Source organism: Lujinxingia litoralis (assembly GCF_003260125.1).
GTDB lineage: Bacteria > Myxococcota_A > Bradymonadia > Bradymonadales > Bradymonadaceae > Lujinxingia > Lujinxingia litoralis.
On the sequence record NZ_QHKO01000005.1, the window covers coordinates 199,740 to 222,413 of the forward strand.

20 protein-coding genes are annotated in these 22,674 nt (G+C 63.0%); 9 read left to right on the top strand and 11 right to left on the bottom strand.

Going from position 1 to position 22,674, the window contains the following annotated elements; genetic code table 11:
• Positions 1–48 precede the first annotated feature (48 nt).
• Both DL240_RS12355 and DL240_RS12360 read left to right on the top strand, forming a co-directional pair.
• Positions 49–2,796 (top strand): tetratricopeptide repeat protein, encoded by a 2,748-nt coding sequence (locus DL240_RS12355; protein ID WP_111730209.1) that lies wholly within the window; start codon positions 49–51, stop codon positions 2,794–2,796.
• Between the two features lie 76 nt (positions 2,797–2,872).
• Complete coding sequence (locus tag DL240_RS12360) at positions 2,873–3,502, top strand: RNA polymerase sigma factor (RefSeq protein WP_111730210.1); 630 nt, start codon at positions 2,873–2,875, stop codon at positions 3,500–3,502.
• A 107-nt stretch (positions 3,503–3,609) separates the two neighbouring features.
• Here the strand turns inward: DL240_RS12360 and dnaJ are convergent, their stop codons facing one another.
• Entirely contained in the window at positions 3,610–4,722 is a 1,113-nt protein-coding gene (gene dnaJ / locus DL240_RS12365; RefSeq protein WP_111730211.1) for a molecular chaperone DnaJ, read from the bottom strand.
• 609 nt (positions 4,723–5,331) lie between these two features.
• On the opposite strand from dnaJ, the gene DL240_RS12370 reads away from it, so the two are divergent.
• Positions 5,332–5,871, top strand: coding sequence for a 2'-5' RNA ligase family protein (locus DL240_RS12370; protein ID WP_111730212.1), 540 nt, complete (start codon positions 5,332–5,334; stop codon positions 5,869–5,871).
• On the opposite strand, the gene DL240_RS12375 is transcribed toward DL240_RS12370, so the two are convergent.
• Complete coding sequence (locus DL240_RS12375; protein WP_111730213.1) at positions 5,860–6,765, bottom strand: hypothetical protein; 906 nt, start codon at positions 6,763–6,765, stop codon at positions 5,860–5,862. The genes DL240_RS12370 and DL240_RS12375 overlap by 12 nt on opposite strands.
• Before the next feature lie 231 nt (positions 6,766–6,996).
• Between DL240_RS12375 and DL240_RS12380 the strand changes: the two genes are divergently transcribed.
• Entirely contained in the window at positions 6,997–8,514 is a 1,518-nt protein-coding gene (locus tag DL240_RS12380) for a serine/threonine protein kinase (RefSeq protein ID WP_158542529.1), read from the top strand.
• On the opposite strand, the gene DL240_RS12385 is transcribed toward DL240_RS12380, so the two are convergent.
• From DL240_RS12385 to DL240_RS12420, 8 genes are all read right to left on the bottom strand, one after another.
• Positions 8,471–9,490: a hypothetical protein gene (locus DL240_RS12385; protein ID WP_111730215.1), complete on the bottom strand. Its 1,020-nt coding sequence runs from the start codon at positions 9,488–9,490 to the stop codon at positions 8,471–8,473. The genes DL240_RS12380 and DL240_RS12385 overlap by 44 nt on opposite strands.
• Positions 9,491–9,500: 10 nt before the next feature.
• Positions 9,501–10,031 carry a NuoI/complex I 23 kDa subunit family protein gene (locus tag DL240_RS12390; protein WP_111730216.1) on the bottom strand — a complete coding sequence of 177 codons (531 nt, stop codon included), beginning with the start codon at positions 10,029–10,031 and terminating at the stop codon, positions 9,501–9,503.
• Between the two features lie 59 nt (positions 10,032–10,090).
• The gene (locus DL240_RS12395) at positions 10,091–11,236 is read right to left on the bottom strand and encodes a complex I subunit 1/NuoH family protein (protein ID WP_111730217.1); all 1,146 of its coding nucleotides are present in this window, start codon (positions 11,234–11,236) and stop codon (positions 10,091–10,093) included.
• 53 nt (positions 11,237–11,289) lie between these two features.
• The gene (locus tag DL240_RS12400; protein ID WP_111730218.1) at positions 11,290–12,828 is read right to left on the bottom strand and encodes an NADH-quinone oxidoreductase subunit G; all 1,539 of its coding nucleotides are present in this window, start codon (positions 12,826–12,828) and stop codon (positions 11,290–11,292) included.
• A 64-nt stretch (positions 12,829–12,892) separates the two neighbouring features.
• A complete protein-coding gene (gene nuoD / locus DL240_RS12405; RefSeq protein ID WP_111730219.1) occupies positions 12,893–14,098 on the bottom strand; it encodes an NADH dehydrogenase (quinone) subunit D in 1,206 nt (401 codons plus the stop codon).
• Between the two features lie 42 nt (positions 14,099–14,140).
• Positions 14,141–14,692, bottom strand: a complete 552-nt coding sequence (locus tag DL240_RS12410; RefSeq protein WP_111730220.1) for an NADH-quinone oxidoreductase subunit C — start codon at positions 14,690–14,692, stop codon at positions 14,141–14,143.
• A 90-nt stretch (positions 14,693–14,782) separates the two neighbouring features.
• On the bottom strand, positions 14,783–15,340 hold the full coding sequence (locus tag DL240_RS12415) for an NADH-quinone oxidoreductase subunit B (protein ID WP_111730221.1): 558 nt from the start codon (positions 15,338–15,340) through the stop codon (positions 14,783–14,785).
• Positions 15,331–15,708, bottom strand: coding sequence for an NADH-quinone oxidoreductase subunit A (locus DL240_RS12420; RefSeq protein WP_111730222.1), 378 nt, complete (start codon positions 15,706–15,708; stop codon positions 15,331–15,333). Before DL240_RS12420 ends, DL240_RS12415 begins: the two co-directional genes overlap by 10 nt.
• Before the next feature lie 382 nt (positions 15,709–16,090).
• On the opposite strand from DL240_RS12420, the gene lexA reads away from it, so the two are divergent.
• Positions 16,091–16,780, top strand: coding sequence for a transcriptional repressor LexA (gene lexA, locus DL240_RS12425; protein WP_199589805.1), 690 nt, complete (start codon positions 16,091–16,093; stop codon positions 16,778–16,780).
• A gap of 76 nt (positions 16,781–16,856) precedes the next feature.
• On the opposite strand, the gene DL240_RS12430 is transcribed toward lexA, so the two are convergent.
• Complete coding sequence (locus DL240_RS12430) at positions 16,857–17,690, bottom strand: type II CAAX endopeptidase family protein (protein ID WP_111730223.1); 834 nt, start codon at positions 17,688–17,690, stop codon at positions 16,857–16,859.
• A 140-nt stretch (positions 17,691–17,830) separates the two neighbouring features.
• Between DL240_RS12430 and mutL the strand changes: the two genes are divergently transcribed.
• From mutL to cmk, 4 genes are read left to right on the top strand one after another with little or no spacing between them, the layout of a single operon-like run.
• The gene (mutL, locus tag DL240_RS12435) at positions 17,831–19,825 is read left to right on the top strand and encodes a DNA mismatch repair endonuclease MutL (protein WP_158542530.1); all 1,995 of its coding nucleotides are present in this window, start codon (positions 17,831–17,833) and stop codon (positions 19,823–19,825) included.
• Positions 19,822–20,847 (top strand): tRNA (adenosine(37)-N6)-dimethylallyltransferase MiaA, encoded by a 1,026-nt coding sequence (gene miaA / locus DL240_RS12440; protein WP_111730225.1) that lies wholly within the window; start codon positions 19,822–19,824, stop codon positions 20,845–20,847. The genes mutL and miaA overlap by 4 nt, the downstream gene beginning before the upstream one ends.
• A 35-nt stretch (positions 20,848–20,882) precedes the next feature.
• Positions 20,883–22,007, top strand: coding sequence for a histidinol-phosphate transaminase (gene hisC, locus DL240_RS12445; protein WP_111730226.1), 1,125 nt, complete (start codon positions 20,883–20,885; stop codon positions 22,005–22,007).
• Complete coding sequence (cmk, locus tag DL240_RS12450) at positions 22,004–22,672, top strand: (d)CMP kinase (RefSeq protein WP_111730227.1); 669 nt, start codon at positions 22,004–22,006, stop codon at positions 22,670–22,672. The genes hisC and cmk overlap by 4 nt, the downstream gene beginning before the upstream one ends.
• Positions 22,673–22,674: the final 2 nt, after the last annotated feature.

Here is a 22,674-nt window from a genome sequence, read left to right on the forward strand (position 1 = left end):
TCCTCTTATGCCGGAGATGGCCTTCTCGGGGATCACGGAGGTGAGACGATGAATCGCCCACAGCGCCTGCTGGCGGCCCTGGCGGTGGGAGGGCTTGCGCTTTCCATCCTGACGCTCACGGTTCCGGAAGCTCGAGCCCAGCTCTCTATCGGCCCGGAATCCCCGTCAGTGCAGAAGCGCTCGGCGCGTCTGGCCTTTGATGAGGGACGCCTGGCGGAGGCCAGGGTCCTGGCGCGCTCCCACGACGATGCCGACTCCCTGCTGGTGCGAGCGCGTTTTGCGCGCTGGGAGGGAGACGATGCGGGCGCGCGGACCATGGCCGCCCGGGCGTTTGAACGCGCTCCGGATGAGCCAGCCCGCGCCCGGGCGGGCGCGGCGCTGGCGAATTTGCAGTGGTTTGCCGGCGACTGGGACGATGCCGAAGCGTTGCTGCGCTCGCTCCTGGCCGAGCAGCCGCAGAGCATGGAGGTTCGCTTTGCGCTGGGGCGCATGCTCTGGGATCGGGGCGCCCGTCCGGAGGCGCGTCAAGTGCTGGAGGCGATGGCCGCCCGCTACAATGACGGGCTCATCGAAGATCCCGCCGATCTGGTATACGTGGCGCGCGCGATGCGCCTTATTGGGCGTCTACGCGACGCCAACCGGGCCCTGGGGCGGGCCGCGCGCCAGGCCCCCGAGCGTCCCGATGTGCACCTGGCCTTCGCCGAGTTGATGCTCGCCGGCTATAACAACGCCGAGGCGGAAGATTCGCTGGAGCGCGTTTTGGAACTCGCTCCTCAGCACCCCGACGCCCACCGGCTCATGGCGAAGATCGCATTTTTTGTCGGGGGCGACATCCCCGGCGCCGAAGCCTCGCTCCAGAGCGGGCGGGAGCTTGCGCCGCACCATCCGGAGTTGATCCTGCTTGAGGCCGAGCTGGCGCTGACCCTGGGGCAGTGGGCGCAGACCCGGGACCTGGTCTCACAGCTGCTCACACGCGCTCCGCGCCATGCAGAGGCGCTCGGTCTGCTCGCCGCATCCGCCTATCTAGCCGGCGACGAGAATGCCTTTGCGGAGGCCAGGAAGGCCTACGAAGGCCCCCGCGCGGAGCTTCCCGACCTCGATGTGCAGGTGGCCCAGGGGGCAGCCCAGAACAATCGTCACGACGAAGCGGTTGCGTTCTTCGAGCAGGCGCTGGCGCGCGATGCCGAGCACCCCGCGGCGCTGGCCGGACTCGGGTTGGCGTTGACCCGTACCGGCGATGAGGCGCGCGCCCTGACTGTACTCCGGGAGGCCGCGCGTCAGGATCCCTTCCACGTGCGGGTTCATAATATGGTGCAGCTCTACGAGAGCGGGCTGCGCGACTATGTAACCGAAACGCTTGATGGTGGCCTGCGCCTGCGGGCGCACCTCGATCAGCATCGTCCCCTGAGTGCGGCGAGCCTGCCAGTGGTGGAGGAGGCGCACGCGTTGTTTTCGCAGCGTTATGGAGTGCAGATCGAACCCCTGATGCTGGAGATTTATCCAGAACCTCAGACCTTTTCGGTGCGTTCGGTGGGCGTGCCCCAGATCGATCCCCATGGCATCTGCTTTGGCGATACGGTGCTGATGCGCAGCCCGAGCGATGCCAACTTCAACTGGGAGCTGGTCCTGTGGCACGAGATCGCGCACGCCTACCATATTCGTGTTTCCCAAGGGCGCGTGCCGCGCTGGTTCACCGAGGGGCTGGCCGAGTATGAGACCGCGGAGCGCGATCCGGCCTACCGGCGCTTTCATGACGATGAGATCGCACGTCGCCTCCAGCATGGTGGGGTTCCCGCGCTCAGCGAGCTCGGTGATGCCTTTTTGACCGGCCGAGGGGGCGATGTGGTCGTGACCTACCAGCTGGCCAGCCTGGCCGTGGAGTACATCGTCGAGATCGGGGGGCGAGAGGCGATCGACGAGATATTGCGCGCGTTTGCACAGACCCCGCTCTTTGAAGAGGTCGCGCCCCGGGTGTTAGACATGTCCGGCGCCGCGCTCGATCAGGACTTCGACAGGTGGTTGCGCCGGCGCTTTAGCGCGTTGCTGGCCCAGCCCGTGGTTGACTGGGGGCGCCTGGGCACGCTGGCCAGGGGAGGGGACCTGACAGAGTTGAGTGCGGCCGAGGAAGATGCGTATCACGCGCTGCTGGCCGCCATGCAGGGGCGCGCCGATCAGGCGCAGGTGCTTATTCGCGCCGCCCGTCGCCAGGCCGAGGCTTCCGGGGATGCGGGGGAGCGGGCGCGGGTCGAAGCGATTCTGGCGCACGCGCTGGCCGGACTGGAACTCGACGAAGAGGCGCTCCAGGCCGGATGGCGGGCGCTGGATCAGGGGTTAGAAAGCGCCGAGCTCCGGATGGCCCTGGCGCGCAGCGCTGCTCAACGCGAGGCGCTGGTGGAGGCCGCGGTCCACGCGGAGGCCGCCACCTCGCTCAATCCCTATAGCGCGGCGGCCTGGGCGCTGCTTGAGGAGCGGGCCGGGGCGCTGGACGACGCCGCCACGGTCAGGCTGGCGCGCCGGGCGCGCTTTGAGCTCGACCCCCACGATCCGAAGCTCGCTCAGGTGATTGCCGAGACCGCCGACGGAGAGCTCCAGCTGCGGGCCGCTCGACGCCGGGTGGCGATCGAAGCGCTCAGCGCCGACGCTCACCTGGCGCTGGCCCGACTGCTGGCCGAGCGCGGCAAGCCCGAGCTGGCGCGCCGCGCTTACGAGAGCGCGGCTTTAAGCGATCCGGCCCGCGCGTCTACTATTGATCAAGAATCGCAGCGGCGATTGACCCGGGGCATGTCGCCGCGATAAGCGTCCTCCGATCCGCTGCGCGGATAGCCTCTTCCTGGTCGCTTCCTTTGCCCTCGCCCCGAAGGTCTGTGTGCTCATGCCCGATCCTCTCTCCGCCGACGCGCTCGATACCCTCGAAGACGTTCAGCTCGCTGAGCGCGCGGTCGATGGCGACTTTGCGGCCTTTGAGAAGATCGTGGAGCGCCATCGCGACAAGGTCTACCGTCTGGCGTTCAGTCTCACCAAGAGCGAGGCCGACGCCCAGGACGTGGTCCAGGAAGCGTTTATCAATATCTATCGCAAGCTCGATACCTTTGCCGGCGACGCTCAGCTCTCCAGCTGGATGTACCGCATCGTGGTCAACGCCGCGCTGATGCGGCTGCGCAAGGCGCGCCGGCGCAACGAGGTCAGCGTGGAGGAGGTTCACGACGGTGCTCGCCTGGAGCGCTCGGCTCCCGGGGAGCCGGCGGGCTGGCGAGTGCGCGGCGATGAGGCGGTCGAAAACCGGGAGCTCCGCGACCAGATCCTGGCGGCCATCGATCAGCTTGATCCGAAGTATCAGGCGGTGTTTTTGCTCCGCGAGATCGAGGGGTTAAGCCTCGACCAAATCGCCTCGGTGCTGGAGCTGAGCACCGGCGCGGTCAAGACCCGCCTGCACCGGGCGCGCCTCTTTCTGCAGGCTGCGCTGGAGCCCTATCTCGGGCGAGAGGAAGATATCTCGAACTAAGCGCGGGGCTCCGGATGGGCGACCTCGGTGGTTTGTAGGCATGAAAAAAGCCCCGCGCTGACAAGCGCGGGGCTTTTTTCATGCCCGGAAGAGGGGCGGGCTACACATCAGCCGATCTTGTCTTTGAGCTTGTTGAAGAACCCGCCCTTCTTGACCGGGATGCCCTGGGCCTCGGCGTAGCCCTCCAGGAGCTCGCGCTCCTTAGAGGATACTTTGGAGGGGATCTCCACGGCGAAATGGACCACCAGGTTGCCGCGGCCCGAGCCCTGCACGCGCGCCAGGCCCTGGTTCTTGAGTACCAGGGTGTCGCCGTACTGAGTGCCGGCCTTCACCGTGATGGTTTCGTTATTCTCCAGGGTCGGGATCTCGATCTCGGCGCCCAGGATCGCCTGCACAAAGCTGATCGGCTGGCGAAGATGGAGGTGCTCGTTATCGCGTTCAAAGACCTCGCTGGGCTCCACGTGAATAAATACGTAGAGATCTCCCGGGGGGCCGCCGCGGCTGCCGGCTTCGCCCTCACCGCTGAGGCGCAGGCGCATCCCGGTGTCGACGCCGGCCGGGATGGTGACGCTGACCTCCCGGGTGGAGCGTTGCTTGCCCGAGCCGCGGCAGTCGCCGCAGGGATCTTCAATGCGCTTGCCGCTGCCCTGGCAGTGCGGGCAGGTCGAGGTCAGCGTGAAGAAGCCCTGGCTGTGATTGATCTGCCCGCGGCCCTGACAGGTGGAGCAGGTCACCGGCTCGGTGCCCGGGCGCGCGCCGCTTCCGGAGCAGGTCTCACAGTCGACGTGACGGACCACCGAGATGGTCTTGCTGGTCCCGAAGGCCGCCTCTTTAAAAGAGAGCTTGAGGTCTTCGCGAAGATCGGATCCGCGCTGTGGGCCGCCTCGAGAGCGGCGGCCGCCGCCACCAAAGCCGAACATATCCCCGAAAATATCTCCGAACTGCGAGAAGATATCGTCCATCGAATGGAAGCCCGCGCCGGGACCGGCGGCGCCGCGCACGCCCTCATGACCGAAGCGATCGTAGCGGGCTCGTTTCTGCGCGTCGCTTAGCACCTCGTAGGCCTCGGCGGCCTCTTTGAAGCGCGCCTCGGCCTCGGCATCGTCCGGGTTGCGGTCGGGGTGATTCTGCATCGCCAGGCGGCGGTAGGCCTTTTTGAGCTCTTTGTCGTCAACGTCTCGGGAGACGCCAAGAACCTCGTAGTAGTCGCGCTTACTCATGGGGGGCTCGGGGTAGGATGAAGCTCAACGGATGATGTTGATAGGGCTCAGGTCGTCCGGGCGTTCCGGACACCGGCGCCGAAAAGACGCTCTGAAGATGACCCGAAGGGGGGCAGAACCTCGCAACGGGGGGCCTGCCTTGTCAAGCCGCCAGCTCGCCAGGGTAAAGCGGGGCGGAAGGCCCGTTCACGGCCAAATTAGGGGCGCAGGCGCCTGCGGCAAGCTCAGAAGGGCTTTTAGTCCGGTTAACATCTTACAATCACAATGGAATCGCGGCGTCAGCTAAACCACGGATGAGAGGCCCGGGCTATTCCCCCGGTCCGGGGCGTCTGTGAACCCGGCGGTCCGGACTCGCCAGCACAGGAGTCTGGATCGGGTCTACAACAGGCCGGGAGCGCTCGGGAGGGCTCGTTTCGATGCCTACATGGGGCTGCCTAGGCGGCGGGGGGAGGTCTTAACAGCCCCCGAGAGCCCGTGACTCGGGGAGGGGAGGGGCCGTGAGTTGGTGAGAGGGCCCCGGCGACTAAGATCGAGGGTGCGTCACGCAGCAGGGCGCCGGCGACTGGTGAGCAGCGGCCGGCGTGATTCCCTCGAACCTCCGAGGTCGCGATGTATGCGGTAGCCGCACAACTCTCAGGCGAACTCAGCGCCCGGATTGCCACCTTCTGGGATCACGCCGAAGCGCTGATCCCCGACGTGATTCCCCGAGCGGTGCGGGTGCCTCATCTCTCGTTTCAGATCGTGGAGTCCGAGCATCCCCTGGCGCTGGAGGCGCTTCTGCACGAGCCGCTGAGTGTGGCGCGCCCGGCCATTCGCACCAGCGCACTGGGAGTGTTTGCGCGCCCCCGGCAAGTGCTCTTTTTAGGGGTGGTGCGCGATCCGGCACTCGACCGCTATTTTCAGGCCATCAACCGGCGTCTGAACGCGGCGGGATACCGACTACACCCCTTCTACAGCGCGGCGTACTGGACACCGCACATCACCCTGGCGCTGGGTCCCTTCGGACCGGCGGCGCTCTGCGAGCTATTGCAACAGGGAGGGCTGGCCAGGCTGGAGGGTGATTGGGCGCTCGGCGAGCTTTGCCTGCTCAGTCCAAAGCGATCCACACCGGCGTATCTGGCATCATCCCCTCCGGCTTCACGGCTCTAGGGTCATGCCCGGCTGCCAGTTGTCGACGACCATCAGCTCATCACGCTCCCCAAGCGCGTTACAGAACCCGGCAAAGAGTTGACCGGCCAGGTGCTGGGTAAAGGGAGGATCTTCGGCCTGCGGGGGGCGAAGCATGCTGTTGGCCGCCTCACCCTCCACCTCTTTGCTGTCGACCTGCTCCAGGTTCAGCTGCACTCGCCGCACTCCCTCGTCCAGGTAGGCCAGCACGCTGGTTGTCCCGGCGGCGTTGTGGGCCTCGACGATGCCGACCAGGGTGTACCAATCGTTATTGCGTTGGTCTTCGTTGGCGTCGTAGGTGTTGTGAAAGAAGACCATATCGCCAACGGCCGGGCGGCTGGAGTGGTAGACCTTCCCCTCAGCACGGCAGGCCCGGTAGAGTTCCGGCACGCTGGCGGCGGCCGCCTCGCTAAAGGCGACTCCGTTGAGCGCAAAGACCGCGTGGACGTAGGCCGCCGCCAATGAGCCCTCGCCGGTCGGGGCGGGCGTCGGTGGGGTCACCTCTGAGGCGCTCTGGTGCGGGGTGGTCGCCGCCCCGGTCGATGCGGCGGTTGGCCGATAGCTGGCCAGCGCCGGACGCGCCGCAGGGGTGATCGTGTCCATCGGGGCGCGGCCCACCGCCGGACGGCTGCGCCGCGGTGCAGCTGTGCTCGTCGGCGAGCTGTGGCTGCGGTAGACGTAGACCTGGGTGGGCAACACGCCCGGGGCGGACGCATCGCCGCCGGGGAGCCCGCGGGCGATGGGCGGGCTGAGTTCGTCTTCGAGCATGGGGGAGGCGTACATATGAAAGGGGGCGCTGGTCGTGGTCGCGCATCCCAGGCCCGTCACCGCCAGCGCGAATACCCCGAGGGTCGATTGCCACGATCTGAATACCATCTCTGAACTCCATGTTCTGTCGCTGCCGAACATATGCTGGCCACACGCCGAAGGGGCCATCCGTGGGCCCTCGACGGTGGATCGTCGCGGGTGCCAGGGCAGTGTAGGTCAGGGAGGTGCGGGGCCAAGTTTTTTGCCCTGTCGGGGGGCGGAGAGCGCGCGACGCTCTTGCCTGGCGAGGCGCTCTCTCATACCGTCTTGGCTTCAGGTGCCCCCAAGGAGTCTTTCCTGATGACGACCACAATCAAGGGTCCGGCGGCCATGCACGCCGACACGACATTCGGCAAGTACACCCTCATCCGCCATATCGCCACCGGTGGTATGGCCGAGATCTGGTTGGCGGAACAGCGCGGCCCGGGCGGGTTCAACAAAGAGCTGGTGATCAAGAGGATCCTCCCGCACCTGGCCCAGCAGGGGCAGGTGGCCGAGATGTTTCTCGATGAGGCGCGCATGGTCGCGCACCTCACCCACCCTAACATTGGTCAGGTCTTCGAACTCGGGGAGTTCGATGGCGAGTATTTCATCGCCATGGAGTTCATCGATGGCCTGAATCTCGCGCAGCTCCACCGAGCGCTGAGAGAACGGGGATCGGCGATCCCGATTGGCTACAGCGTGCGGATCATCTCCGACCTCTTGGAGGCGCTCGATTACGCGCACGATTTTGTGGATCGCGACGGCAACCATGTGGGGCTGATCCATCGCGATATCTCGCCACAAAACGCGCTGATCTCCAATGATGGGGTGGTCAAGCTGGTGGACTTTGGCGTGGCGAAGGCGTCGCTCAATACCACCAAGACCGAGTCCGGAGCGGTCAAGGGCAAGTTCGCCTACATGGCGCCCGAACAAATCGAGGGCACAGCGCTGGACTGGCGGGCAGACATTTTCTCGGTCGGCGTGCTTTTCTACGAGCTGCTGACCGGTATTAAGCCCTTTGGTGAAGAGCTTACCGCGGTCTCCAAAATCCTGAGCGAAGATCCACCCGACATCCGGACCTATCGCAACGATGTTCCCGAGGCACTGGCGCGGATCATTGCCCGAGCGATGAGTAAAGATCGCGAAGCTCGTTTTGCCAACGCGGCGACGATGCAGCGGGCGCTTCAGACGTACCTGCGTACCTCCGATGAGGTGATCGGTACCCGGGAACTCTCCATTATGGTGCGTCAGCTCCGGGGGCTGGATATGGCCCGTCCCACCGAGCAGCTCTTCGGGTTTGAGAAGCACGGGGTTACCACCGCCGGCCCCCGGCTCACGGCGAAGGATACAGGGGAGGAGCCGGTTCAGCCGCGCAACGCCCCGGGGCTTACGCAGGCCAGTGGGGCGGTGGAGCAGCTTGAGATGGAGCCCGCCGAAAAAGGACGCTCGACCGGGGCATCGGTGGCGATCATCGGAGGCTTCTCCTTATTGATGCTGGGACTGGTGGCGGCGTTTCTCACCGCGGGCTACCTTTTCATCGCCGACGGTGACGATGCTTCCCCGGTCACCGAAGGGGCTCAGGCCGGCGAGGAGGCCCCGCAGAATTCGGCCGCCCCGACCGCCTGGCGACACGCCGACGGCCAGATCGTGGCCATCTCTTCTCAGCCGACAGCCGCTATCTTTGTCGAGGGTCAGAAGGTCGGGGAGACTCCCTTCCAGACGACCCTGAGGCCGGGGCGCTACACCATTGAGTTGCGAGCCGGCGACAAGAGCCGCAAGGCGCAGATCGAGATCAATTCGAAGAGCTCGATTCAACGCTTCCGCTATGATCTCTGAGAAGCTCGGCCTGCTCCGTGTTAATGACCCAGCCGTTGAAGCAGAACTGGCGGGCGCTTGCCGGCGGCTCGGCGCGAACCTCGAGCACGACTTCGCTCTGTGGGGAGACGCCGCTCAGGTCGATTGTATGGGCCCACCAGGTGGAATCGAATCGGGTGATGGGCTGCGCGACCTTCTCTTCTCCATCGACCAGCAGACGGAAAGACATGGGCTTAGAGTGCTCATGGCGAGCGCCACGGAGATCGAGTCCGCCGCGCAGCCGCAACCAGCGCTCGGTGGCGGGGGCCTCCCCGAGTAAGACCTCTCCGGGGTAGCTCACTTGCAGGATGGCTCCGTCGGCCAGCGCGTGGGCGCGTACGCAACGCCGCGGATCATCACCCACTTCCTTGAGGTCCCGGCCCACGAAGTCACCGCCCGGACAGATCCAGCGCTGCCGTCGTTTATCCCAACGTTGGCAGGTGGTGCGGGGGCTGCCGTCGGCTTTTATATGGCGAACGCGGGCCTCAGGCAGCCGATCGAGAAGGGAGGGGCCCAGATCGACCCAGTCAGCGAGTTCGTAGGCCCGCACCGTGACTCGCCCGAAGTTCTGAGTGTCGGTGAGCCGGGTCTGTGGCGGAAGACGGTGAAGACCGTCGTCGCCCCGCGACGCGTCGGCGATCACCCACACACGCTCGATGGACTGAAAATCTTCGGGTTGAGGGCGATGCTGGCGGTGCAGGAGATTGCCCACCGGGCCCAGGTGTACCAGCGCGCTCTCCGACCAGGTGGGTTCCACCCGAATGGCATCGCTGGCGTCGGCAGTGTCGACTACATAGGCAGCCGCGGCCTGCCAATCGTCATCGGAGGGGCGGGCGGAATCGGTGTAGAGTTGAGCGGCGACGCTCAGGCCTCCGGCCAAAAGGAGCAGGCCCGCCCCGAGGAGCGGGCCTGCGCGATGCGGCCTCTGCGGCTGTGTGTTCGGTGTCCCTGGGGACATCAAAGCCTCTTCAGCGTTTGCCGCCCTGAGCGGCCATGGAGAGACCGCCCCGGCTCATGAGCAGGTCGCGGTTGTAGAACGCGTCTTCGCGGGCGCCATACGGCGGGATATGCGTGCCCGAGTCCATGCGGATCGCGTCGCAGGGACAGGCCTCCACGCAGAGACCGCAGACGATGCAGCGCAGCTCGTCGATGACAAAGACCGCCGGGTACTTCTCGATGGTCGGATCGTCATGCTCGCCGGCTTCGATGTGGATGCAGTCGGCCGGGCAGATGGTCGAGCAGCACATGCACGCGACACAACGCACCTGCCCGTCATCACGAAGCATCAGGCGATGCAGTCCCCGGTAGCGCTCCGGATAGATCGTGGGCTCTTCGGGGTAGTTGCGCGTGAAGATCGTGCGCTTTTCGTGGTTGGGGTTGAGGTTGCGAAAGAAGTGACCGGTGGTCACCGCAAGGCCGCGGATAATCTCGGGGATGTAGGTTTTCTCCCAGAGCGACTGCGGCTGGCGATCGATGACTTTAACGTTCACGGTGGCCATATACGACCTCGGTTCAGGCGGCGAAAGGCCAGGGCTGCGGTGGAGCCCCGGCGCTTGGATTAAAGCAGGGTGACGATCAGCGCGGTGACAAAGAGGTTGGCAATGCTCAGCGGGAGCAGAATCTTCCAACCCAGCGTCATGACCTGGTCGTAGCGGAAGCGCGGCAGGGTCCAGCGCATCATGAACTGCAGCCAGACGAGCAGCAGGATCTTGAAGACCATCGCGCCGATGCGCAGGAAGATCGAGATCCAGTACCAGGCCTGCTCACCGAAGGGCACCCAGTGGTTGTCGAAGATGCGGATGCCATCACCGTAGATGAAGGGCACCTGCCAGCCGCCGAGGAAGATCACGGCGATGAGCGCGGCGATGAACACGGTGGCGGCGTACTCCGCCAGCTGCATCATCGCGAACTTCATCGTGGAGTACTCGGTGAGGTACCCGGCCACAATCTCAGACTCGCCCTCGGGCAGGTCGAAGGGCGCACGCTTGGTCTCGGCCATACCGGCCAAAAAGAAGAGGAAGAAGGCCAGCGGCTGAACCACCACGCCCCACATCGGCAGCCAGTCCCAGAGCAGGTAGCCCTGCATGCGGGCCATCTCGTTGAGGTCCAGGGTGCCGTAGATCAGGAGGACGCCAGCCAGGCTCAGCCCCATGGAAACCTCGTAAGAGATCATCTGAGCCGAGGAGCGCAGGCCGCCCAGGAGGCTGTACTTGCTGTTGGATGCCCACCCGGCGATGGCGGCGCCGTAGACCGAGATGGCGGCAATGGCAAACGCGAAGAGCAGGCCGGCGTTGAGATGCATGATGGAGAAGTAGTTCTTCCAGTCTCCCCCCACGCAGATCTCGGTGTACTCGGTGGTGGTTTGGATCGAGCCGGTGCAGAAGTGATCCATAAAGGGGATCACCGCCCAGCCGATCAGCGCCGGTGCCAGCACCAGGGTCGGTGCCAGCGTGTGCAAGAAGCGGTTGGCCCCGGCCGGCGTAATGTTTTCCTTGAGCACCAGCTTGAGACCGTCGGCCAGGAAGTGGGGGATACCCAGAATCCCGATGCCCAGGATCTTGGCCTGGTTCGGTCCCACGCGGTTTTGGATCTTCGACGACTGCTTGCGGTCGCCCAGGAGTGTCAGCAGGCCGGCGACGGCCATGACAAACCCCAGGACGATGACGAAGATCTTGGCGATGCTAATGAGCACTTCGACCATCATGATGATTCCATCCTTTCAACGACGAGCAGGGCCTTGAACAGGGCTCGATTCCATTACTCAGCAGGAGACTGAGACGCCTCTTCGGTGGCCGCCGAGCCCTCGAACATCTCCTTTCGGATCTGATGGACGAAGGTGTAGGTGAGTTTGTGATCCATGGCGCGGGCCAGGCGCATGAAGATCTGCCAGTGCGGCAGCGACTCGCCATGGGGCGCGAAGGCACGCTCAAACTCCTGGGCGACGCCGTCGAAGTTCACAAAGGTGCCTTCGGTCTCGGCATGGGAGCAGGCCGGCAGGGCGATATGCGCCCGGGTGGACAACTCACCGTGGTGCTGAGACTGCAGAACGAAGAGGTCGAGCTTGTCGACCGCCGCCAGGAAACGCTCACGGGCGTCTCCGTCGACCGGGATCTGCGTTTCCATCATGTAGAGCGACTTGACCGCGCCGCTCTCCATGTCTTTGATCAATGCCTCGAAGCCGAGCAACTCGCCGGTGCCGGCGAAGATCGTGGCCAGCCCGCGGCGGTTGGGGTTCTTGTCGGCTTTGATGAGGAAGTCGTCCTCGAAGCCGTCGGGGTTACCGCCCACGTAGAGTCGATTCGCACCGAGCACTTCGGTGGCAAAGCGTCGGGCCAGGTGGAGGTCTTCGCAGCTGGCCTGGGGGCTGAGCACAAATCCGATGGTTCCGGAGTCTTCTTTAGCCCGGGCCAGCTTGTCGGCGGCGGTGCCGCAGACCCCGTGCCAGTTGAGTTCGGCGCCGTTGCTCATCGGACGCACCAGGCGGTCGGCGTGAATGGCTTTGTAGGTCAGGCGACCGGCATCGCACATCCAGTAGTCGTTGACCTCCGGATTGAAGCGCGGACGGTAGCGCTGCACTTCGTTGCGGAAGTGCTCCAGGTGGATGTTGCATCCGTTGGAGCAGCCGGTGCAGACGCTATCGGTAGAGCTCAGCAGCCAGACGCGGCACTTAAAGCGGAAGTCCCGCGAGGTCAGCGCGCCCACCGGGCAGATGTCGGCCGTGCACACCGAATAGGGGTTGTCGAGAGTGCGCCCGGGGAAGGGGCGGATCTCGGCGGCGTCACCACGCTGCACGACGGTGAGCTCGTTGGTGCCGGTGATCTCTTCGCAGAAGCGCACGCAGCGGGTGCATAGAATGCAGCGCTCGCCATCGTAGAGGACCTCCGGGCCGATCGGGAAGACTTTGACTTTGGCGGTCTTCTCGGTGCGCAGACGAGATTCCTGCGCGTCGTAGGCCATGTAGTAATCCTGGAGCTTGCACTCACCGGCCTGGTCGCAGATCGGGCAGTCGACCGGGTGGTTGATCAGGATGAACTCCAGAACGGCTTTCTGGGCCTTGATCACCCGCTCGCTCTTGGTGTTGACAACCATCCCGTCGCTGACCTGGGAGTAGCACGAGGGCTGCAGCTTCCAGGAGCCTTCGACTTCGACCAGACACATACGGCAGTTGGCCGGGATCGAGAGCGCGGGGTGGTAGCAGAAGTGGGGCACTTCATAGCCAGCCTGAGCGGCAGCGCGCAGGATGGTGGTCCCTTTCTCGACCTCGATCTCGGTCCCGTTGATGGTGACTTTTGGCATTTGACTACTCCAGGGGTGGGCGCGCCCCTCATCAGGGTAGGGCGCGCTGAACCACGCTCCATAATTACTTATCGCACTCGCCACCGATCATATTGATGGTGTCGAAGGTGGGGATGATGTCCGCGAGAAGGCCGCCTTCAAAGAGCTTGTGGATGCCGCCCATCACGATCAGGCTCGGCGAGCGAACGTGGATCTTCCAGGGCTTCCCGGTGCCGTTGGACACGATGTAGAAGCCCAGTTCGCCGTTGCCGCCCTCGGTGTAGCTGTACACTTCACCGGCGGGGACCTGAACACCTTCGAAGATGATCTTAAAGTGAGAGATCATCCCCTCGATCGTGTTGTAGACCTTCTCTTTATTGGGAAGGGCCACCCGGGGATCGTCGGTGTTGATCGGGCCCGGTTTCATTTTTTCCAGGCACTGGTCGATGATGCGGATCGACTGGACCACCTCTTCCATACGGCAGAGGTAGCGGTCCATGTTGTCGCCGTGCTTGCCCACGGGGACGTCGAAGTCGACTTCGCCGTACTTGAAGTAGGGGTGATCTTTACGCACGTCGTAGGCCACACCGGTCGAGCGCAGGCAGACTCCGGTATAGCCGTAGGAGACGCCCATCTCGGGGGTGATTACGCCGGTGCCTTCCATGCGGTCGAGGAAGATACGGTTGCGCGTGAGCAGCTTGTGGGTGGTCTCGTGAATTTCGATGAGACGCTTGCGGGTGTAGGCCCAGCGCTCGGCGAAGTCGGGGGTCAGGTCATCCTTGAGTCCGCCGATGCGGCCGTAGCTTACGGTGAGACGCGCGCCGGTGACCTGCTCAATGAGGTCCCAGACGAGCTCGCGTCCTTCGATGGCGTAGAGGAACGCGGTCATCGCGCCGAGTTCCAGACCACCGGCGCCGATGCAGGTCAGGTGGTCGGAGAGGCGGCTGAGTTCGCCCATGATCGTGCGGATCCAGTCGCAGCGTTCCGGAACCTCGATGCCCAGGAGCTTCTCGACGGCCAGCGCGTAGCCGAAGTTGTTGAGCAGGGGACTGACGTAGTTGAGTCGGTCCGTGTAGGGGAAGACCTGAGTCCAGGTGGCCTCTTCACATTCCTTCTCAAACCCGCGGTGCAGGTAGCCGACCTCGGTCTCGCATTTGATGACCTTTTCGCCTTCCATGGTCAGGGTGAAGCGCACGGTGCCGTGGGTGGCAGGGTGGCTTGGACCCATCTGGAGGATCATCGGCTCGCTGTGGATGTCCTGGTCAATCGGCTGGTAGATATCTTCGGCCATGATTCAAAACCCTTAAAAGAGGAGAGGGGCGCGCCGGCGGTTTCAGGCCTGGCGAGAGCCCTCGGAGGGCTTGCCTTTGACGTACTGGTTGAACTCTTCGACGCTGTCGCGCTCTTTGCCGAGCAGTTCCACGCGCGGCTGGGAGGCCTGTTTGGCGTAGTCCTTGCGCAGCGGGTGCCCCTCGAACTCTTCGTAGAGGAGGACGCGGCGCAGATCGGGGTGACCTTCGAAGGTGACGCCGTACATATCCCAGACCTCGCGCTCCATCCAGGCTGCCGCGCCATAGAGATGCTCAATGGTGGGCACGTTGCAGTCATCTTCGCTGACGACCACCCGCACGGTGAGCATGTGCTTTTTGGCGATGCTGTAGAGGATGTAGACCACCTCAAAGCGCGGTTCACGGTGGAGGTAGTCCACGCAGGTGATCGCGCGCAGCATGTTCATCTGCGTGGCGTCATCATCGCGCAGCCGCTCGATGATCTCGGGCAGGCGCTTGCGCTCCACGACCACGGTGTCGTTGCCCAGACGCGAATGCGAGTCAAGGACTTCGTCGCCGAAGTGCTTTTTGACAAAATCGATGAGTTTTTTGGCCATTTCAGAGTCCAAAAGGGGGAGCGCCGAAGCGCTCCAAAAACAGAGGGTCGACCGGGTTATACGGTCCCGATGTGCTGGTGCAAGGCCGGTTTAGACCTTGGTACCGAAGCGCTCCAGGAAGGTCGGCTCCTCTTCGATGCCTTCGGCCAGGCGTCGGCGGCGCTTCTCTTCGTAGGCGTACTTATCCCAGGGCTCGTTCTGGATCTTCTCCTGAAGTTTGAGAAGACCGTCGAGCACCTGCTCGGGCCGCGGCGGGCAGCCCGGGATGTACATGTCGACCGGGATGATTTTATCGATGCCCTGGACCGTGGCGTAGTTGTCGTAGAAGCCACCGGTGGAGGCACAGACCCCAAAGGAGATCACCCACTTGGGCTCGGCCATCTGCTCGTAAATACGGCGCAGGAAAGGCGCGAGTTTGTGGTTGACGGTACCTACCACCCAGAGCAGGTCGGCCTGGCGCGGCGAAAAACGCGGGATCTCCGCACCGAAGCGCGAGATGTCGTAGCGAGCCGCCGCCGTGGCCATGTACTCCATGCCACAGCAGGCCGTGACAAAGGGGTACTGGAAGAGCGAGTGCTTGCGCGCCCAGCCCACCGCGCTTTCAAGGCGGGTGGTGATGACTTCAGGAAGTTGATGTTCTAGTCCCATTCGAGACCCCCTTGGCTCCACTCATAGACGAGACCGATGGTGAGGATCGTCAGAAAGAGTGCCATGACTGCAAAAGAGTAGAAGCCGTGACCGAGCGCGGCGCTCTCGCGCCAGCTCATCGCCCACGGGATGACGAAGACCGTTTCCAGGTCGAAGAGGATGAAGCTGATGGCCACCATGTAGAACTTCACGCTGAAGCGTGAGGCTTGGGGCTCGGAGAGCGGGTCGGAACCCGACTCGTAGGGCATCAGCTTCTCGCGGGTCGGGTTTTTGGGCCCGAAAAACTCCGCCAGAAAGATGATGGCGCCGACGACGCCGACGGCCACCAGCACCAGCAAGATCAAGGGTAAGTAATTTGCAATTTCCATGGAGCGCGCTCATGTGCACGGGGTGAACATCCAGGTGGCCTCGGGGTATAAAAAGGAGGCCTGCATCGCGTTAAAGGGCGACGCATTTCAGTCCGGCTGAGTGCCTAACACGGCATCTCGCGAAGTGTCAAACACGGCCCTTCACAAAGGGGAGCGGCCCACCATTGGCGGGAGGATCCCGGCTGCATCCTGATGGTAGGTGCAGGTGTTTTAAGGGCGAGTGCTTGTTTTGTCTGTATGAGTGTTCAGCTTTGATTGACCTGAACACACGTGTTCAGTAGTCTGGGCTGTATCGTTGCCCGAAAAGAGGCACATTCACCATAACGCTGGCAAGGCCCCAGGCGTATGAATGAGGGTAAGCTGGCCAGGGACGAGGCCGACCATGAAGCCGATGACCAAGCTGACAAGCCGTCAAGCCAAGGTATTGGAGTTGATCGCCGAGCATATTCAGACGGTGGGGTATCCGCCCACGATTCGTGAGCTCGGAGATAAGCTGGGGATCCGTTCGACCAACGGGGTCAACGATCATCTCAAGGCGCTTGAGAAGAAGGGGTACCTTTCTCGGGAAGATGCCAAGTCGCGTACGCTCAAGCCGCTGTACTGGCCCAATGGCGATGTTTTTGATCTCAGCGGTGGGGCGCCCGGAGAGGTGGATGCGGCGATGGAGCCGGACCAGTCGGTGCATCAGGTCCCGGTGGTTGGGCGTATCGCCGCCGGGCTGCCGATTTCGGCGATTGAGCAGACCGAAGAGATGGTCGCGATCGGGGAGGGGTTATTGGGCCGCCATCCGGATCTCTTTGCCCTGAAGGTTAAGGGCGAGAGCATGATCGAGGACGGCATCTTCGATGGGGATTACATCTTCGTGCGTAAGCAGAGTGATGTGCGCGACGGCGTGATCGTGGCGGCGATGGTCGACGGGGAGGCGACAGTGAAGCGCCTGTTCCGGGAGCCCGGTAAAATCCGACTTCAGCCGTCGAACGAGAGCATGGAGCCGATTTACGTGCACGAGGAGGATGCGCGCGAGACCTTGGTGCTGGGGCCGGTGGTCGGGGTGTTTCGGCGTCTGAACTAGGCGGGAAAAGATGGGAGCGCGGCGCAGAAAGCGCCGCGCTTATTGTTGTGGGGCGCTTTTTGCGGGCCGCCGGGATTCAGAAGGGGAGTCGGTTCTGGATGGCCAGGGAGGTGATATCCATGGTCATAGCCACAGAAACATGGATTGCCACGCCCATCCAGATCGAGCGGGTGTAGAGGGAGAGTCCGCCCAGCGCCACGCCGGCCAGAATGGCGCCCACCGTCTCGGGTAGAGGTTTGCCAAAGTGGATCATGCAGTAGGGGATCGCCGAGACGAAGAGCGCGTAAATCCCGAGGCGGTTTTTGAGCCCGTGAATCAGAAAGCCTCGATAGAAGAATTCTAACGCGAAGAACTGGGCGGCGTAGACAAGCTGCCAGGCGAAGAAGTCAAGCAGGCTGCGATCGGCGGCCTGATAGAAGGGGTAGGTGCGCTGGAAACTTGGATGGAAGGCTACGGCAATCACAAAGGGCAAGACCACCAGGTAGAGTCCGACGTAGATCTTCCAGTGCTTCATCGCGCCGCTGAGCTTCATGCCAAAATCGCTGAGGTTGCGACGCATGATCAGCTTTACGAACAACGCGGGCACGACGAAGTACCCGATGAAGGTGGTCGCGCTCCAGTAGGTGAGGCGTGCGAGGCGTCCGTACTCGCGATTGGTGAAGACCGCGCTCAGTGCGGCCGCGGGGTCGTCGGAGAATGGAGTCAGGAAGATCTCCAGGCTCTTCCAGTGCGTGGAGGAGCCGTAGTACTCGAGAATCGCCAGGATCAAAGCGGCCAGGGTCAGCACGCCCATGGTGGTCCAGTCGATGGCATCCTCGGGGCGGGCTGCCTGGGCGTGGCGGCTCTGCACTTCAACTCGCCGGATCTCGCGTCGGCACAGCGTCCAGAGTTTGGTGAGGGGAGATATCATGAGAGCAGACTCGGGAGAGCGAGAAGGGGCGGTCAGTCGCGTGGGGCGCTCTTTTACGATAGAAGCGCAGTGCTTTCCAGCCGGGGCCGCCGGATCACGATGGTAGGGCCCAAGTTGTGCGTTCGAGAAGGGAGTCAGGTGTGAAGCAGGAAGATCCTCTGTGGAGAAACTCCGCGGCCCGACATGCTGCCGGGGAACCCAGGCGAGTTGCAGTACTACCACCGGAGCTTGCCAACCAGATTGCTGCCGGGGAGGTCGTGGAACGCCCGGCTTCGGTGGTCAAAGAGCTGGTCGAAAATAGCCTGGACGCCGGAGCGCGGCGTATTGAGGTGACGATCGAGGGGGGAGGGCGAGATCTGATCCGGGTTGAAGATGACGGGTGTGGTATGCGTCGGGAAGATGCACTCCGGGCGATCGAGCGTCACGCCACCAGCAAGATTGCCCGGGTCGATGATCTCTTTGCGATCGGTACGCTGGGGTTTCGGGGCGAAGCTGTGCCTTCGATTGCCTCGGTGGCGCGCATGGAGCTGTGCACCCGGCCGGCCGATCAGTTGGAGGGGACCCGGATTTATATCGCGGGGGGGGTGATGCAGGAGATCGAAGACGTGGGGATGGCCGCCGGAACCTCGATTCTGGTTGAGGAGCTCTTTTTTAATACGCCGGCGCGGCTCAAATTTTTGAAGACTCCGGCTACGGAAACCCGCCATATCACCGAGATGTTGGTGAGGGTGGGGCTGAGTCGGCCCGATGTGCGCATCAAGTTTGTGAAAGATGGCAAGTTGCGCCTGGATCTGCCGCAGGTGGACCGGCTCAAGGATCGGATTCTGGAGGTGCTTGGTCGCGAGGTTTACGACGATCTCTATCCGACCTTTGAGTACCCGGCGATCCATGGCGTGGTGTGCCGGGGGTATTTCTCTCGTCCGGGGCACTCTCAGCGTTCGCCGGGCAATATGTACACCTTCGTGAATGGTCGCTACGTCAATGACCGCACGATCCGTGCTGCCGTGACCGGGGCATATAAGCACCTGCTGGAGCGGGGCCGTTACCCCAGCGTGGTGCTTTTTATCGATGTGCCCTTCTCGATGGTGGATATCAACGTGCATCCGGCCAAAACCGAGGTGCGCTTTCACGATACCCAGCCGATCTATCGGGCCGTCTATCACGCGATTGCCGATGCGCTGGCCGAAGCGCCCTGGCTGGAGGGGGAGCCCTCCCGAAGTTATGCGCTTGGTGAGCGGCGCACGCTTTCGGGGCATCTGGCAGGGGGAGACGGCGAACGTGGGTCTACAGGCGGTGTTGACGAGGCGACGATGCTTCGACCGGGCGATGTAAAAATCGAGCCTTTGAACGTGCGGCATCGGCGTTTTTCGGAGCAGGACCGACTGGATCTGGGGGAACTGCGCTCGCCATTCGCCTCGTCAGGTGGAGACGCCGGGCAGGGAGGGTTTTCGGCTCCGGGGCTTTCGCCGCTGATCGAACCGCCGCGCGTGGATCTGGGTGGGCTCGGTCGTCGTGCAGATTCGGGAGAGGACGGGCCGGTGGTGCGCGATGCGTACTTCTCTACCTTGCGGGTGATCGGTCAGTTTCGGCGAGCGTACATCGTCTGTGAGGATGCGTCCGGGTTGGTCATTATCGATCAGCATGCCGCGCATGAGCGGGTGGGGTTTGAGCGGCTTAAAAACCTCTTTAAGCACGAACATAAGGAGACGCAGCCGCTGCTCTTTCCGCTACGTATGGAGCTTGATGCCTTGCGCGCTGAGACGATGAGCGAATCTCAGGCGTTTTTTGCGCAGGCGGGCTTTGAAATCGAGCATTTCGGTGGGACGACCTACGTTCTAAAAGAAGTGCCGGCGGTGTTGCAGCGGGCTCCTCATGAAAAGATCATCAAAGACGCACTGGATGATCTTTCGAACTTCGGTGGCTCAAGCCGGGTTGAGGAGGCCATGGAGTCGGTGCTGAGTCGGATGGCCTGCCATTCGGTTGTGCGGGGCCCGACGCCGCTGAGTGCGGAGGAGTGCGATGGGTTGTTGGTGCAGATGGACCAGATTGACTTCCGGGCTAACTGCCCGCATGGCCGCCCGGTGTATTACCGAATCCCGTTGATGGAACTTGAAGAGGCATTTGATCGCCGATGATGGAGTTTGCCGATACACCTGAGAGCTACGAAGGGCTCACCCGTATTATCGCATTGGTCGGGCCCACCGGGGTGGGGAAGACCGCGTTTTCGCTGGCTCTGGCCGAGGCGCTCAATGCCGAGATTGTCAGTGTCGATAGCCTGCAGGTCTACCGCTACCTGGACATCGGCACGGCCAAAGCCAGCCGGGAGGAGCGTGCCCGGGTGCCACATCATCTTATTGATGTGGTGAATCCGGATGAGGACTTTAATGCGGCGGACTTTCGCGTTCGGGCCAGCGAGGCGATCGAGTCGATTGTTGCACGTGGAAAAGTTCCGTTGCTGGTGGGGGGCACCGGTCTTTACGTACGTCTGTTGGTGCATGGTCTCTTTGAGGCGCCTCCCCCCAGTGAAGCGCTGCGTGCGCGGTATCGCGCGCTGGCGGATGAGCAAGGGGAGGAGCTACTTTATGAACGTCTTAAAGACGTGGATCCGGAGCTGGCCGCACGTGTTCACGCCAATGACTTTGTGCGCGTGACGCGGGGGCTAGAGATCTTCGATCAGACGGGGATTCCCTTAAGTGAGCATCAACGTCGTCATCGTTTTCAGAAGCCGCACTATCATGCGTTGAAGATCGCGTTGATACGCCCGCGTCCAGAACTTTATGAGCGCATCAACCAGCGGGTCGATCAGATGGTGGCGCTGGGGCTGGAGGAGGAATACCGCGAGCTCCTGGCGCGGGGTTACGGTCCGCAGCACAAGCCGATGCAAAGTTTGGGGTATCGCCAGATGGGGGAACACCTGCTCCAGGGACGGCCACTGGAGGAGGCCATTCAAGAGATCAAGCAGCAGACCCGGCGCTATGCCAAACAGCAGATCTCCTGGTTTCGTGGTGAGCCTCAGACCCACTGGGCGATGGCGCCGCTCTTGCGTGCCGGGGCGCTTCCCGAGGTGATCGAGAGGGACCTCAGGAGCTTTGTCGGCGGTGGAAAACCCGCGCTTGAATGGGCCCAGATCGACCCGTATAACGTGGAGCGCGCGTAGCGCTCCCACCCGGAAAGATAGCGAAAAGAGGTACGATGAAGGCGTTAGTCGGAGAGCATATCGAGACGCTCAAGCCCTACGTCCCCGGCAAACCTATTGAGGAGCTGGAGCGAGAACTGGGCATTGAAGGGTCGATTAAACTGGCCAGCAATGAAAACCCGCTGGGACCCAGTCCGAAGGCCACCGAGGCGGCGCGCGCGCTGCTGGAGAAGGGGCATATCTACCCGGACGGCGCCGCTCACCGTCTGCGTGCGGCGGTGGCGAAGTTTCACGGTGTGAGTCCCGATGAGGTGATTACCGGGAACGGATCAAATGAAGTGCTGACCATCGCGGTACGCACCTTCTGCACGGCCGACGATGAGGCGGTGGTGTCGCAGTATAGTTTTGCGGCGTACCCGATCATCTGCCAGGCGCAGGGTATGACGATTCACCGCGCGCCGATGAAGGAGCCCTTGACCTTCGATCTTAAGGCGATGGCCGAGACGATCACGCCGAAGACGAAGATCGTGTTCGTGGCAAACCCCAACAACCCCACCGGGACGTATGTGCCGGCCGATGAGCTGCGCTGGTTTCTCGGGGAAGTGCCCGACGATGTGATCGTGGTGGTGGACGAGGCCTACCACGAGTACGTGCAGGCCGAGGATTACGCCAGCGCGGAAACGATGCGTGATGTGCACGAGCGGCTCATCATCTGTCGTACCTTTAGTAAGTGTTATGGTCTGGCGGGTATTCGGGCCGGCTATGGCATCGCACCGGCAGCGTTGATCGATCGCATGAACCGTGTGCGGGAGCCCTTCAACGTGAACTTGCTCGCTCAGGATGCCGCGGCCGCTGCGCTGGATGATCTGGCGTTTGTTGAGCGCTCGGTCGCCATCAATGAAGAGGGGCGGGGCATCCTTGAAGAGGGGCTTTCGGCCCTGGCCGATAGTGGCGTGAGCTGGATTCCCAGCCAGACCAACTTCTTGCTCGTGAAAGTGCCGGTGGAGGGCGTGAAGGTCTACGATGCGCTCCTGCGTAAGGGCGTGATCGTGCGGCCGATGGCGGGCTACGGTCTGGGAGATTATGTGCGCATTTCGATCGGTACGCCCGATGAGGTGAGGCGTTGCCTGAACTCTCTTTACGAGGTCCTTCCGACGCTTGTGCAAAGGGAGGAGGCGTGATTGTAGCTATTGATGGGCCTGCTGGTGCTGGCAAATCGACGATCGCGCGGGCGCTTGCCGAACGTCTGGGGTTTCAGCTGGTAGATACCGGCGCGATGTATCGGGCCGTGGCGTTTGAGTCTTCTGCATCCGGGGTGGATCTGGCCGATGCCGAGGCGGTAGCGGAGATCGCCCGGAGTCTGCGTTTTGAGTTTAAGTTTGAAGATGGCGAGAACGTCATCTACTGCAACGGCCGCGCGCTGCACCAGGAGATCCGCAGCGCGGAAGTTAGCCGTAATGCCAGCGTGATCTCGGCACATCCCCAGGTGCGAGAAGAGCTGGTCTCTCAGCAACGCCAGGTCGGGCGAGAGCGCTCCAGCGTGCTGGAAGGGCGTGATATCGGGACGGTGGTGTTTCCCGACGCCGAACTCAAGGTGTTCATCACGGCGTCGCCGGAGGTACGCGCCCATCGGCGGGTAGAGCAGATGCGTCAGGCCGGGGAGGTTGTGGACGTGGCTCAGGTGCTCAGTGAGATCGTGGCGCGTGATCGTCGCGACTCGGAGCGGAAGATCGCGCCGTTGAAGAAGGCCGAAGATGCCCTGGGCATCGACTCCACTGAGGCTTCGGTGGACGCGATCGTCAACGCGTTGTGTGAGCGCATCGCCGAGTTGCGTCCCGACGCCTGAGA